The 14,320-nt window shown below is 64.7% G+C and carries 9 protein-coding genes; 3 read left to right on the forward strand and 6 right to left on the reverse strand.

Annotated elements, in window-relative coordinates:
* Positions 1-60 precede the first annotated feature (60 nt).
* On the forward strand, positions 61-6,264 hold the full coding sequence (locus CK218_RS11960; protein ID WP_095827813.1) for a kinesin: 6,204 nt from the start codon (positions 61-63) through the stop codon (positions 6,262-6,264).
* Positions 6,265-6,370: 106 nt separating this feature from the next.
* A complete protein-coding gene (locus CK218_RS11965) occupies positions 6,371-6,985 on the forward strand; it encodes a 3'-5' exonuclease (protein ID WP_095827814.1) in 615 nt (204 codons plus the stop codon).
* A 33-nt stretch (positions 6,986-7,018) separates the two neighbouring features.
* On the opposite strand, the gene CK218_RS11970 is transcribed toward CK218_RS11965, so the two are convergent.
* The 4 genes from CK218_RS11970 to CK218_RS11985 all read right to left on the reverse strand — a co-directional run bounded on the left by CK218_RS11970 (position 7,019) and on the right by CK218_RS11985 (position 11,093).
* Positions 7,019-7,618, reverse strand: a complete 600-nt coding sequence (locus CK218_RS11970; RefSeq protein WP_245434994.1) for an ABC-type transport auxiliary lipoprotein family protein — start codon at positions 7,616-7,618, stop codon at positions 7,019-7,021.
* Between the two features lie 79 nt (positions 7,619-7,697).
* On the reverse strand, positions 7,698-9,071 hold the full coding sequence (locus CK218_RS11975; RefSeq protein ID WP_095827816.1) for an MlaD family protein: 1,374 nt from the start codon (positions 9,069-9,071) through the stop codon (positions 7,698-7,700).
* 14 nt (positions 9,072-9,085) lie between these two features.
* Positions 9,086-9,904, reverse strand: coding sequence for an ABC transporter ATP-binding protein (locus CK218_RS11980; protein ID WP_067328403.1), 819 nt, complete (start codon positions 9,902-9,904; stop codon positions 9,086-9,088).
* A 1-nt stretch (position 9,905) separates the two neighbouring features.
* Entirely contained in the window at positions 9,906-11,093 is a 1,188-nt protein-coding gene (locus CK218_RS11985; RefSeq protein WP_095780588.1) for an ABC transporter permease, read from the reverse strand.
* Positions 11,094-11,169: 76 nt separating this feature from the next.
* On the opposite strand from CK218_RS11985, the gene dgcA reads away from it, so the two are divergent.
* Complete coding sequence (gene dgcA / locus CK218_RS11990; protein WP_095780589.1) at positions 11,170-12,153, forward strand: N-acetyl-D-Glu racemase DgcA; 984 nt, start codon at positions 11,170-11,172, stop codon at positions 12,151-12,153.
* Here dgcA and CK218_RS11995 read toward each other — a convergent pair.
* The gene (locus tag CK218_RS11995) at positions 12,124-13,338 is read right to left on the reverse strand and encodes an MFS transporter (RefSeq protein ID WP_095780590.1); all 1,215 of its coding nucleotides are present in this window, start codon (positions 13,336-13,338) and stop codon (positions 12,124-12,126) included. The genes dgcA and CK218_RS11995 overlap by 30 nt on opposite strands.
* Before the next feature lie 142 nt (positions 13,339-13,480).
* Positions 13,481-14,311: a UDP-2,3-diacylglucosamine diphosphatase gene (locus CK218_RS12000; RefSeq protein WP_082980470.1), complete on the reverse strand. Its 831-nt coding sequence runs from the start codon at positions 14,309-14,311 to the stop codon at positions 13,481-13,483.
* Positions 14,312-14,320: the final 9 nt, after the last annotated feature.

Raw genomic sequence — 14,320 nt, forward strand, 5'->3', positions numbered from 1 at the left:
CAAGCCAGAATCAGGCCAAAATCATAAGTCCCGCGGCAGCTAGTACAGGGTAGCGAAGGCATGGCTAAGAAACCGACGACGACCAAATCTCTCGAGAGCGACGTGGCCGCGGAACTGGAAAAGGCGCTTGACCTTGACCTGAACGGCGACGAAGGCGGGCTCGACATGGCGGCGTCGATGGAAGATCTCGAGGCCCAGATTTCGGCGGCCGCGGATGAACTGGCGCGCGAAGGCCGCAGCCATAGAATCGAGCCGGCAAATGAGCCTCAGGCCGCGAAGGCGGCGCCCCAGCCGAAGCCGGTGGAACTGCGCCCGGTCGAATCGCGCGCCTCGCAACCGAACGGTTTTGCGCCGGCTCCTGCCGGTTTCACGCCGGCCAATGACGATCGCCAAAAGGATTACCGGACGCTTCTGCATGGCCTCAACCGGCGCGCTTCGAGCACCGTCTACTGGGTGATCGCGTTCATTTCACTCGCCTGGATCGCGGGCGCCGGCGGCCTCGCCAACCTGCTGTTTGGGCCGAGCATTTGGCAGATCCGCACTCTCGATCAGTTCTTCGCCCGCCCCGAGCTGATCGGCCTGGCGGTCGCGGCGATCATCCCGGTCATCCTGTTCTGGGCCTTCGCCGCCATGATCCGGCGCGCGCAGGAAATGCGCATCGCCGCGCAATCCATGACCGAAGTGGCCTTCCGCCTCGCCGAGCCGGAAAACCTTGCCCAAGACCGCGTCATGATGATCGGTCAGGCCGTTCGCCGCGAGGTCGCCGCCATGGGCGAAGGCATCGAGCGCACTTTGGCCCGCGCCGTCGAGCTCGAAACCCTCGTCCACAGCGAAGTCAACCAGATCGAGCGCTCCTATTCCGAGAACGAAGCGCGTATCCGCTCGCTGGTCGACGGGCTGGGCAGCGAGCGCGAAGCTGTCGTTAGCCATGCCGAGCGCGTGCGCGCTTCGATCCACGGCGCGCACGAGACTCTGCGCGACGAGATCGGTGCCGCCAGCGATATCATCCGCGATTCGATCCTCAATGCCTCGACCAAGCTGTCGATGACGATCAACAATTCGGGTGACACGCTGATCGATCGCATCAACGAGAGCTCGCTGTCGATCTTCGACTCGGTGGAAACCCGGCTCGACACGATCACCGACCGCCTGTCGACCTCGGGCGAGGCCTTCGCCAGCCTGCTCGACACCCGCATCGCCAAGCTGACCGACACCACGGACGGCCTTACCCGTTCGCTGACCGATCTTCTTGACGATCGCACCAACGGCATGGTTTCGCTACTCGGCGGCGCCGCCCGCACGCTGAACTCCGAATTCGAAGCAAGCCTCAGCGGCATCGAGCGGACGCTGGCCGAGCGCGGCCAGGCGCTGATCAGCGAGTTCCAGACCCGCGCCGAAGCACTCGACACCGGCACCCAGAAGCTCAATGCCGCGCTCGAAGCGCGTGCCCGCCAGATCAACGAAACTCTGGTTGAACGTGCGCGCGAGATCGCCAACACCTTCGCCGAGAGCAAGGACCAGCTGTCGTCGATGATCGATCAGGGCAAGACCCAGATCGGTGCCGACATGGCCGACATCATCTCGTCGACCTCTTCCATGCTCGAAGCTCGCGCCACGGATTTCGCCGGACGCATGGAGGCGGCCCGCCATGTCGTGTCGCGCGCCTTCGACTCCGACATCCAGCGCCTCGCCGATGCTCGCGCCGGCATTGACGAAGCCATCGAAGACCACAGCCGGAAGCTCTCCGACAGCAGCAACCGTATGGCCGCCGCCATGCAGGAGGACCTCGCGAAATTCGCCGAGAGTCGCGCCGGCATCGATGAGGCCGTGGCCAGTCAGGTCCAAAAGCTGGCCGAGGGCCGCAGCCTTATCTCTCGCGCGCTGGAAGAGGACCTGCGCAAGGTCAACGAGTCCCACGCGGCCATCGACGCCTCGCTCGGCGCTCATCTCGAGCAACTTCAAGAGAGTCGCAACCGCCTCTCCCAGGCGCTGAACGAAGACTCCGGCAAACTCGTGCAAGCCCGCACCATAATTGACGAAATGGTCGCTGGACATGTCGGCAAGCTGGCCGAGGGCCGCAACATTCTGGCGCGCGCGCTGGAAGCCGATCTCGGCAAACTGGCGGACAGCCGCGCCTCGATCGACGGCCTGGTCGCCGGCCAGGTCGAGAAGATCGCCGAGGGCCGCGCCGTGCTCGCCAAGGCGCTGGAGACCGACATCGCCGGGATAAGGGACCTGATCGAGAGCCATTCGGCCAAGCTCGCGGAGGACAGGGGTGAACTCAGCCGCGCGCTGGAGGGCGACCTGAGCGGAATCCGAAGCCTGATCGACAGCCACGCCGGCAGGCTTGTCGAGGACCGCAGCCTGCTGTCCCAGACGCTCGAATCCGATCTCGCCAAGTTGGCCGAGAGCCGCGCCTCGATCGACGGCTTGGTTGCCGGCCAGGTCGAGAAGCTCGCCGAAGGCCGCGATATCTTGAAGCGTGCCCTGGAAGCCGACATCAACACCATCAGGGGTGCCATTGCGGGACACTCCGAGAAGGTGCAGGAGGAACGCGCTCAGCTGTCGCAGGCCCTGGAGGCCGACCTGCAGACCGTCGGCGGCGCGATCTCCGATCACCAGAACAGGCTCGTCCAGGACCGCGCCGTGCTGTCGAAGTCGCTCGAGGACGATCTGGCCAAGCTGGCCGAGAGCCGTTCCAGCATCGATGGCTTGGTGGCCGGCCAGGTCGAGAAGCTTGCGGAGGGCCGCGATATCCTCAAACGCGCTCTGGAAGCGGACCTCAACACCATCCAGGGCGCCATCGTCGATCATTCGCAGAAGATCGCCGACCATCGCGCCGAGCTGTCGCGCGTCCTGGATGCCGACATGGCCAATGCCAGCGGCCTCATGCAGACCCACGCCGACAGGCTGGTCCAGGACCGCTCGACCCTGTCCAAGGCCTTGGAGGACGATCTCGCCAAGCTGGCCGAAAGCCGGTCCTCGATCGATGGTCTGGTCGCTGGCCAGGTGGAGAAGCTGGCCGAAGGCCGCGATATCCTCAAGCGTGCGCTCGAAGCGGACCTCGCCAAGCTCGCCGAAAGCCGCGCCTCGATCGACGGCCTCGTCGCCGCCCAGGTGGACAAGCTCGCGGAAGGCCGCGATGTCCTCACGCGCGCCCTCGAGGCCGACCTGGCCAAGCTCGCCGAGAGCCGCGCCGGCATCGACGGGCTGGTCTCCGGCCAGGTGGAAAAGCTCGCCGAGGGTCGCGACATCCTCAAGCGGGCGCTTGAATCCGATCTGCAGAAGCTGGCGGAAAGCCGCTCGGAGATCGACGGCGTCATCGCCGGTCACATCGGCAAGCTGTCCGAAGGCCGCGACATGCTGGCCCGCGCGCTGGAAGATGACCTCGTCAAGCTCGCCGAAGCGCGCAAGGACGTCGACCGTTCGGTGTCCGGCCATATCGACCAGATCGCGGCCAAGAGCAGCGACATCTCGGCGGCGATCGCTGCCGATGTCGAGAAGATCGAGCAGGCCTTCAGCCGCCAGACCGGCATCATCGAAGAACGCGCCGGCACCATGGAGCGTGCGCTTTCGGCCGGCGTCGACAATGTCCGCGGCGTCCTCGAAAAGACCGCCGTCTTCGTTGCCGGCGCGCTGCGCGACAAGGTGATGGAAATCACCAGCACGCTGCACGAGCAGGCGGGCGCCGCCTTCAGCGACGCCGATCGCAAGATCGCCGAACGCGCCGAACAGACTTCGGCTGCGCTGCTCGCCCGGGCCGAAGAGATTGCCAACGCCTTCGAGCAGGCCGACCGCCGCCTGCACGAGCGCGCTCAGGACACCTCGAGCATGCTGATGGCCCGCGCCGATGATGCGTCCAACGCGCTCATGGCCCGTGCCGAGGAAACCGCCGACAAGCTCGCCGCCCGCGCCGGCGAGATCGCCGGCACCTTCGACGCCGCCGACCAGAAACTGGTCGCCCGCGCGGTCGAAACGGCGCAGTCGCTCGCAGCCCGCGCCGGCGACATCCTGCGCAACTTCGAGGGCGCGGACGAGCGCCTCAGCATGCGCATCACCGAATCGGCCGAAGCGCTGGCCGCCCGCGCTTCGGATCTCGGCCGCATCTTCGACGCCGCCGACCAGCATCTGATCTCGCGCATTGCCGAAGGTTCGGAGGCGCTGTCGTCGCGGGCGTCTGAAATTGCCCGCATCTTCGACGACGCCGACAACCGTTTGGTGTCGCGCATCGCCAGCAGCACCTCGACCATCGGCGAACATGCCGACACCATTGTCGGCGCATTCGCCGCCACCGAGCAGCGCGTCGCCGACCGTGCCCGCCAGACCGGCCAGGAACTCGCCGTCCACGCCCGCGAGATCGAGCAGGCGCTCGCCGGTGCCGACGAACGCCTGGCCTCGAGCGCCGCTGCGGCCGCGGCCCGTGTCGAGGAGCAGGTTGCGAGCGTCGAGAACCGGCTCGCCTATGGCGCCGAAACGATGGGCCAGAAGCTCAACGAGCAGGTCTCCAGCGCCGAGGCGCAGCTCATCTCGCGCGCCAACGTCATTGCCGAAACCTTCACCGCGGTCGGCCAGCATATCGGCCAGAGCACCAACGAGGCGGCAAAGACCATCGGCGCCAACACCCGCGAGCTCAACACCATGCTTGCGGCGCGCTCCTCCGAAATGTCGAAGATTCTCGACGAGACGGCGCGTCCGCTGGTCGAGCGCTTCGCCCAGGGCGGCTCCGAGCTGCAAAAGAGGATGGAAGAGGTCACCGAACAGGCGACCGAGAAGCTGCGCAGCGAAAACGCGGCCCTCGTCAATGCGCTCGCCAACCGTACCGCGGAGACGCTCTCGGCGGTCGAGGGCGCCCGCTCGACGCTGGCCGACAGCGTTGCCGACCTTATCGGCCGCATGACCACCTCCAGCGCGCAGCTCAGTCAGCTGATCGACCAGGCGGCCGTCAATCTCGGCCAGGTCGAGGAGCGCCTGAGCGGCAGCACGCAGAGCTTCGCGGCGACCACCGAGAAGGCGGCCCAGACCTTTGCCAGCTCGGCGCGCCTCGTTGATTCCAACACGACGCGGCTCACCGATCTGTCGTCGGCGACGTTGCGCGAGGTCGCCTCGATCGCGACCAAGTTCGACGAGCACAGCCGCCTGCTGTCCAGCGCCTCGGACCTGCTGAGCTCCGCGCAGAGCAATCTCGAGCACACGCTGGAGCGGCAGTCGTCGCTGGAAGACCTCGCCGTCGGCCTGGTCAAGAAGTCGGAAGACCTCGAGAAAGTCATGCGCTCCTTCGAGACTCTTGTGGGCCAGACGATGCAGAATGCCGAGGGCCGGACGATGGAATCGGCGGAGAAGATTCGCACCGCCATCGCCGAGGTCGTCGATTCGGCGACGCGCCGCTTCGCCGACGCGACCGAGGAGATGCGGCGCACTGCGGGCTCCATCAAGAGCGAGCTGGACCTCACCCGCGCCGAGCTCAAGAAAGGCGTCATCGAGATGCCGGAGGAGGCGAAGGAATCGACCTCGGCCATCCGCCGCGCCGTCGCCGAGCAGATTAACGCGCTCAAGGAACTGTCGGATATCGTTGCGAAATCCGGCCGCAGCGGCAGCAGCGAGACCGGCGAGCCGCGCGCCCTGCGCCCCGCGCCGCAGTCGCCCGCTCGCCCCGCCGAGCAGCCGCTGCGCCGCCCGCCGGCGCCGCAGCAGCCTCAGCCGGAGCGCCCGGCGCCGCAGGCACCGCTCGGCGAGACGACGCTGCGCGGCACCCTCGATCTCGAGCGCCCGGCGGAAGCGCCGCGCCGCGATCCGAACGGCCGCACGCAGCAGGGCGGCTGGGTGCGCGATCTCCTGACCAACGCCTCGCGCGAGGAAGAGCTGAAGCCGGCGACGCCCGCCGAAGCACCGCGCGCGACCCCTGCCCAGCGTTCGCCGCTGCATGTCATGGAATCGCTGAACTCGCTGTCCGTCGACATCGCCCGCGCCATCGACCATGACGCCTCGATCGAGCTGTGGAACCGCTACCGCCGCGGCGAGCGCGACGTGTTCACGCGCCGGCTCTACACGCTGAAGGGCCAGCAGACCTTCGACGAGATCCGCCGCAAGTATCAGGCCGAGGCCGAGTTCCGCGCCGCCGTCGACCGCTACTGCGACGATTTCGAGAAGCTGCTCAAGGACGTATCGCGCAACGACCGCGACAACATCATGGCGCAAACCTATCTCACGTCGGACACCGGCAAGGTCTACACGATGCTGGCCCACGCCAGCGGCCGCCTGCACTGAGCGGGGCACCTGTCAGACACTGAAGCGGGGCCATTGCTCCGCTTCTTCATTTTAGAATCTACTTTTAGTTTGACGCAGGTCCCATCTTCGAATTGGCGGGAAGGCCTTGAAGACAGCGATAATCTTCGACTGCGAATTTCTTTGCCTCGAAGGCTCGCAACGCAGATTTTGGTGCGCGGCTCATGATCCCGATCCGGTCATAGCCCAGGTCGGCGCAGTAAAGCTCGGACTTGAGGGGGAGTTTCCCCTATTAGGCACGCACCGCGCCTATGTGCAACCGATTGACCGATTCGGCCGGGGAGACGCGCTCGATCCGTTTTTCACCCAGCTCACCGGCATCACTGAAGAAACCCTGGAGACCGAGGGAGTCGGATTGGCAGAAGCTCTTGCCGACATCGACCGGTTCTCCGACGGTGCGCGCTTTTGGTCCTGGGGCGAGGACGAGCTGAACATGGTCGCGATCAGTTGTTATATCGCCGGCATTCCCGTTTCCATACCAGCCAACCGGTTCGACAATGCAGTCAAGCTGCTGCTAGCGGCAGGGATGCCGATCGAAGATTTGGCGAGGACACCCAGCAACAAGCTGGCGGACTACTATGGCGTCGACCACGCTCCGTTGCGGGCACACGACGCGCTCGACGATGCGCTATCGCTGACCTACACCCTGCAACATCTGTTGAAATCCGAAAAATTGCAGGCAGACGTCTTCGAGTGTTTGTAGCTTGCGCGGCACCGCACAGGCACGCGCATTCGTTCAGATCACCGAATCGGTCCAGCGCACGATGTCCTTCGCCGCTTGGCCGAACGCGTTGTCCAGGGCACCGACATAAGCGGCGTTTCCGCCGCCCGAGACCGGTGCGCCGGCCGTGAAGTCCTTCGAGGCGCGCACCTCGCCATTGCGATCGTTGAGGATGCGCACGAACAGGTCCACATCGGCATGTTCGCCCCCATTGACCCGGACTTCGAAGGACCGCACCTCGACGATGATCTGGTAGTCGATCGCCAGACCCTCGCCCGGCTTGCCGACACCGGCAAAGCTGCCGGAGCGCTGAAAAGTCTCGGCGAGCCTTGCCTGCACGATCAGCGGCAGGCGGTCCGCCCATTGCGCGCCCTTGAGGAACTGGATCGACTGGTCGGACGGCCTGATCACGATGTTCTGGCTGTCCAGCGCCTTCAGCGCCGAGGGTTGGGCGATCAGGATCTGGCGGCGGCTGTGGCCTCGCATGTCGAGCGAAGGCGCGGAAAGCTCGAACGTGTCGAGCGGCGCCGGCCTGCCCCCCAGTACCGCGCAGCCTGCAAGCGTGAACACGAGCGTCGCGGCAGCAACGGACTTCAACCCTCTCACTGACTTCACGCGCGATCCCCACTGTCCCCGGATCTGACGATCAACTTGCAGCTGCAATCCATGTTCTTGGCGTTCGCAGCAGCGGAAGTCAACGCCGTGCCCTGCCGTCAAACTGACGGACCTCCCCCTCGCCGCCCGTCAGTATGCGCTGCGGGTTTCGGCTGAGATCTGTCACCGCTTCCTCGATTCGGCTGATCGAGCGCCGGCTGGCCTGGACCAGCGCCTCGACATCCTGCAGCCCCTGGCCGGAGAAGCGCGACAGATTGTCGACGATAGTGCCCAGCCGAGAGTTCAGCGTATCGGCAACCTGCTTGAAGGATTTCAGCGTCGCCCGAGCATCGGCCATCACGCCATTGGCTTCACCGGACCCGAGAAGCTTGTCGACCTTCTCGAGAATTCCGTCGACGCGCACGGACGCGTCGTTGAGGCGCTGCGCAAGCTGGCGGGCATTCTTGATCGTATCGTTGATGTCGTCGGAGCGGTTGGCGATCTTGTCGGTGACCTTGGCGATGTCGGCGGCCGCCTTGTTGGCGCTGTCGCTTGCCTTCTGGATATTGGCGAGCGCCGTACGGACATCCGCCGGATCTATCCCATCGAGAACGCCGTTGACCTTGGCGAGCGTCCCTTGCGTCTGCTTGGCGAAGTCGTTGACCGACCCCACCGCGGCATCGACGTTTTTCAGCACGTCGTCCAACTGCCCGCTGGTTTCCTTGAGGTTCGCGGTGACCGTGTCGACATTGGCGACGATGCTCTTGATCCGGTCCTTGTCGACCGAATTGAGCAGGCCCTCGGCCGCCTTCAGCGTGCTGTCGAGTCGGCCCGACACATTTTGCAATTGCTCCGAAAGCGAGCTCACGGCGGACAGGAATTTATCGATACCGTCCGAATTCTTGGCCAGCGCGTTGGAGAAGGTCTCGACGTTCTTGACGGTCTGCGTCAGCGGTCCGCGAACATCCTTGGTGAAGCCTTCCAGCTCGGTGAGCACCTTGTCGGCACGAGTGAAGATGTTCTGCGCCGTCTGCAGCAGGTTGGTCACGGCCGACGGATTGGCGACGATCTCCGGAACCCTGCCTTCTTTCTCGGCCTGGTCGAGCAGCTTCACTTCCTTGGGATCGGCGCCTTTCAGCTCGATATTGGCCTGGCCGGTGAGGCCGGCGAGCCCGATATCGGCCTGCGTCGACTTCGTGATCGGCGTCATGCGGTCGATCTCGGTATCGGCGATGGCGACGGTCGGGTTGTCGACATCGATATAGACCCGTTTAACGTCGCCCACCTTGACGCCGTTGAACAGCACGAAGCTGCCGCGGCCAAGGCCCGAAGCCGAGCCCGGGATGCGCACCCGCAGCAGCGTCGTCTCGCCACGCTCGCCGATCGCGGCCGTCCAGTAGACGAAGGCGAACGCCGCGAGGATAGCGGCCAGCGTGAAAATGCCGACAATGACGTAGTTGGCTCTGGTTTCCATTGCCCCACTTATGGCTATGCGCGAGCCGCAAGATCAAGTTGCCGGGCGCGTTTTCCGCGGAAATAGGATTTTACCCACGGCTCCTCGCTTTTCAGCATGTCGTCGATCGTGCCTTCGACCAGCACCCTCTTCTTGCCGAGCACCGCCACGTGGTCGCAGGCGGTGAACAGCGTGTCGAGGTCGTGCGTGACCATGTAGACCGTCAAATCCATCGTATCGCGCAACTTGACGACCAATTCGTCGAATTCGGCCGCGCTGATCGGATCGAGGCCCGAGGTCGGCTCGTCGAGGAAGACGATGTCCGGATCGAGCGCCAGCGCGCGAGCCAACGCCGCGCGCTTGATCATGCCGCCCGACAGCTCGGAAGGGAATTTCTGCGCTGCGTCCGGCGGCAGCCCGACCAGCTCGACCTTGAGCATGGCGAGCTCGTCCATCAGCTTCTTCGGCAGGTCGAGATACTCGCGCATCGGCACCTGCACGTTTTCCAGCACCGTCAGCGCCGAAAACAGCGCGCCGTGCTGGAACAGGACGCCGAGCCGCATGTCGATGCGCAGGCGCTCGATCTCGCTTGCCTTGTCGACGTCGACGCCGAACAGCCTGATGGTTCCCGATTGCTTCGGCATAAGCCCGAGGATGGTGCGCAGCAACACCGACTTGCCGGCGCCCGAGGCGCCGACGAACCCCAGGATCTCGCCGCGCTCGATGTCGAGCGAAAGCTTGTCGAGGATCAGCTTGTCTTCGATGGCAACGGTGACGTCACGGACCGAAAGCACGATCTCGCTCTCGTCCGCGTTCTGCGCCGTGTTGACCCCGTTGCCGCTTGCAACCGCCATCTCAAAACCCAATCGATGCGTAGAACATGGCGAAAAGCCCGTCGAGGATGATGACGACGAAGATCGACTTCACCACCGAGGCGGTCACGTGCTGGCCGAGCGACTCGGCGCTGCCGCCGACCTTCATGCCCTCGACCGAAGCGATGGTGCCGATGATCATGGCCATGAACGGCGCCTTGATCAGCCCGGCAAAAATAGTGCTGAGGTCGATGGCGACCCGCAGCCGGTCGATAAATGCCGCCGGTGGAATGTCGGAATAGAGCCAGGCGGCGATGATGCCGCCGCCGAGCGCGGCGAAATTCGCGATGATCGTCAAGCACGGCAGCGCAATCACCAAGGCGACGAGCCGCGGAAACACCAGCACGCCGATCGGGTTCAACCCGATCACCTTCAGCGCGTCGACCTCCTCGCGCATCTTCATCGAGCCGATCTCGGCGGTGATGGCGCTGCCCGAGCGGCCGGCCAGCATGATCGCGGTCATCAGCACGCCAAGTTCGCGCAGGATCAGCACGCCGACGAGGTCGACGACGAAAATGTCGGCACCGAAATAGCTGAGCTGATAAGCGCCTTGCTGGGCGACGATGGCGCCGACGATGGCCGACATCAGCACCACCACCGGAATGGCACCGACGCCCATGCGGTCGATCTGGTTGAAGATTGCTGCCGGATTGACGGCATGGCCGCGGCCGAGCTTCATCTGCGCGCCGCGGATGGTGGCGCCGAGGATGTTCATCGAGGCCAGAAAATCGTCGCGCATCTCGTAGACGCGGCGGCCGACCAGCTCCAGCGCGCGCAGGATGATGTTGGGCGGTCCGGCCGGCCCCGATTCGGGTTCGCGACGCACCGCATCGCCCACCGCGCCGAGCAGGATTGAGGCGATCTCGCTCTGCCCCTGCACATGGACTTCGACGCCTTTCTTCTCGAAAGCGCTCGCCAGCCGATCGATCAGCCAGGCGCCGGCCGTGTCCATCTTCTCGATCTGGGAAAGGTCGAGTATCAGCCTCTTGGCGCTGTTGCGGTTTTCGATCTTGCGCATCTCGGCATCGACCGATGCCACGGTCCGCGTCGTCCAGACACCCGAAAAAGCGCAGCCGAGCACGTCGCCTTCCTCGCCGACGGCAATGCGCGGCTGGTGATTGGCATCACCGGCGGGCGTGCGGCTTGCGTCGCGTTTGCGGATGGTCAACATGGCGTCCTGTTTAGCGTGACGGGACTGGCGTGTCGATTTGCCGGGAGACCGGGTCGCACAGCCGGAGAAGAAAAATATGGCGCGTGTCATTTCGGTCGAGGCGGAGCGATTCCCCATCGCGGGCACCTTCACCATCTCGCGCGGCTCGAAAACCGAGGCCGAAGTCATCACCGTGACGATCGCCGACAACGGACATGTCGGGCGCGGCGAATGCGTGCCCTACAGGCGCTACGGCGAGACGATGGAAGGCGTGCGCGCCGCTATCGAGGCGATGCGCGGCCAGATCATCGACGGCATCGGCCGCACCGCCTTGCTCGCGGCCATGCCGGCCGGAGCGGCCCGCAATGCCATCGACTGCGCCTTGTGGGATCTCGAAGCCAAGCTGGGCGCCAGGCCGGTGGCGGACGCGATCGGGGTCGTTTCGCCTAAGGCGCTTGAAACCGCCTACACGCTGTCGCTCGCCGAACCTGAGGCGATGGCGGCGCAGGCCCGCGCCGCTGCCTCGCGGCCACTGCTCAAGGTCAAGATCGGCGGCGACAACGACGCGGCAAGGATTCGCGCCGTGACGCAAGCCGCCCCGCAAAGCCGCATCATACTCGACGCTAACGAGGGCTGGACCGATAACAACATCGTCGAGAATCTCGCATTCGCAGCCGAGCACGGCATAGTGCTGATCGAGCAGCCGCTGCCGGCCGGCCGTGATGGCATCTTGCGCGAAATCGCGCATCCCGTGCCGATCTGCGCCGACGAAAGCGTGCACGAGGCGAAGAACCTCGAAGCGCTGGTCGGCCTCTATGACGTCGTCAACATCAAGCTCGACAAAACTGGCGGACTGACCGAAGCGCTGATCCTTCGCGATCGTGCCCGGGAGCTGGGTTTCGGCATCATGGTCGGCTGCATGGTCGGCACGTCGCTCGCCATGGCGCCGGCAGTGCTCTTGGCTCAAGGCGCCGATTTCGTCGACCTCGACGGGCCGCTGCTCTTGGCGCACGACCGCGAACCGGGTCTGGTCTACCAGGGCTCGCTGGTCTCACCGCCTCAGCCGGCGCTGTGGGGCTGACCGCGCGGCAAGCCCAATCAGCGCGAGGCCGATGATCGCGATCGGGATCATCGCCAGGAACCCGTCGACGCCAAGATGATCGTAGAGCGGGCCGGAGACCAGCGTGACCGCGGCCATGAAGAAGCCGTTGAAGAAATAGGCGATGCCTTGCGCGGCGCCCGTGCGCTCTTCGGAAACCGTTTCGCCGATCATCTTCTGCAGGCCGATCAGCACCATCGCCACCGAAACCGCATGCAGCGTCTGGACGCCGAAGAAGCCGACGACCCCGAGGCCCAGCGGCCAGACCAGCGGAAAGGCGACCCATCGCAGGATCGAGCCGATGCCGGCGATCACCATCACCCTGACGACGGAAACGGAGGCGAAAATGCGGTTGAAGAACAAGAACATGCAGACCTCGGCAACCACGCCCCAGGCCCACAGCAGGCCCACGACGGAATCGCTGATGCCGATCGACTTCCAGTAGATCGACACGAAGCCGTAAAGAAAGGCGTGGCTGGCGGTGATGATGCCGACACCCAGCGTGAAATAGAGGAAATAGGCGTTGAAGAGGCTTGGCGCCGAATGCTGAATGTCGGTCGCCGATAATGGCGACGCCTTGCGAGGCTTGCCCATCCGCGGCGCCCACAAACCCGCGGCAAGCGCTGCGGCAAGGGCCACAAAGATGATCGCCGGAACTGCTTGCGGGCCGGTGGCCGCCAGGATGAAGCCGCCGACTATATTGGCGCAGAAATAGGAGATCGAACCCCATTTGCGCATGGCGGTGTAGTTGGAGCCGAAGCGGCGGACGCCCGACAGAGCCAGCGAATCGGCCATCGGCGAATGCGGCGTCCAAGGGATCGAAAGCAACAGCGAGATGGCCAGCACGCCCGCATAGGTGGCCGGCAGGAAATAGCCGGCCGAAATGATCATCGTCGCCGCGACCAGCGCGATATAGACATTGGCGCGGTCCTTCGCCCGGTCGGCAAACGCGGTGAGCATCGGCGTCGTCACGACGCGCAGGAACATCGGCGCGGCCAGGATGACTGCGATCTGTTCGGCGTGGAAGCCTTTCACCTCCAGCCAGAGCGGAAAATAGGGCAGATGCGTCCCCTGCGACACGAACAATGTCGCGAAGATCAGGCTCATGCGCAGTTCGAAATGGGCGGGCTTGACGAGTTGCTCAGGCGAAAGCGGCGGCAGCGGCATGAATCGATCCAATTACGCTGCATTCCACGACCCGCAACGCGTTTCGATCCCTATCACGCGGCAAGGCGCGACGGAACCGCCTGGACTAGTCGATCTGGCCAAAGCTGTTGAAAGACAAGGAACCTCGGAGCCGGAAAGGCGCTCAGGCAGCCTTGACCGCCCTGCCCTTGAGATCGATGAGATCGACGCGCACCGGCGCGTCCTTGCCGGCCGGAACTTCGGGCAGCACATGCGCCCAGGTCAGGATCTCCATGCGGCCGTCGAAATGCTCGACCACCGCGGTGCAGCTTTCCACCCAGTCGCCGGTGTTGATGTATTGCACGTCGCCATAGCTTTCGATCGCGGCGTGATGGATGTGGCCGCAGATCACGCCGTCGACATGCGAGCGCCGAGCTTCCTCGGAGAGCACCGTCTGGAACGATCCGATGAAGTTCACCGCCTTCTTCACCTTGACCTTCGCCCAGGAAGAGAACGACCAGTAAGGCAGGCCGAGCAGGTGGCGCAGTCTCGTCACGAGGCGATTGACCAGCATTGCCGTGTCATAGGCGTAGTCGCCGAGGTAAGCGAGCCAGCGCTGATTGTGCACCACAGTGTCGAACTGGTCGCCATGGATGACGAGAAGCCGCCTGCCGTCGGCGGTCTCATGAATGGCGCGGTCGGCAACGACGATGCCGCCGAAATGCACCCCCTGGAACTGGCGGGCGAATTCGTCGTGGTTGCCGGCGATGTAGGTGATCGAGGCGCCCTTGCGCGCCTTGCGCAGCAACTTCTGCACCACGTCGTTATGGCTCTGCGGCCAATGCCAGCTGCGCCGCAGGCGCCAGCCGTCGACGATGTCGCCGACCAGGTAGATGGTATCGGCGTCATGGTGGCGCAGGAAATCGATCAGGAAATCGGCCTTGGCCGCTTTCGAGCCGAGATGCACGTCGGAAATGAACATGGTGCGAAAAGTGCGGGGCTCTGGACCGGACATCGCGATTTC

The sequence above is a fragment of the Mesorhizobium sp. WSM3879 genome, from assembly GCF_002294915.1.
Classification (GTDB): domain Bacteria; phylum Pseudomonadota; class Alphaproteobacteria; order Rhizobiales; family Rhizobiaceae; genus Mesorhizobium.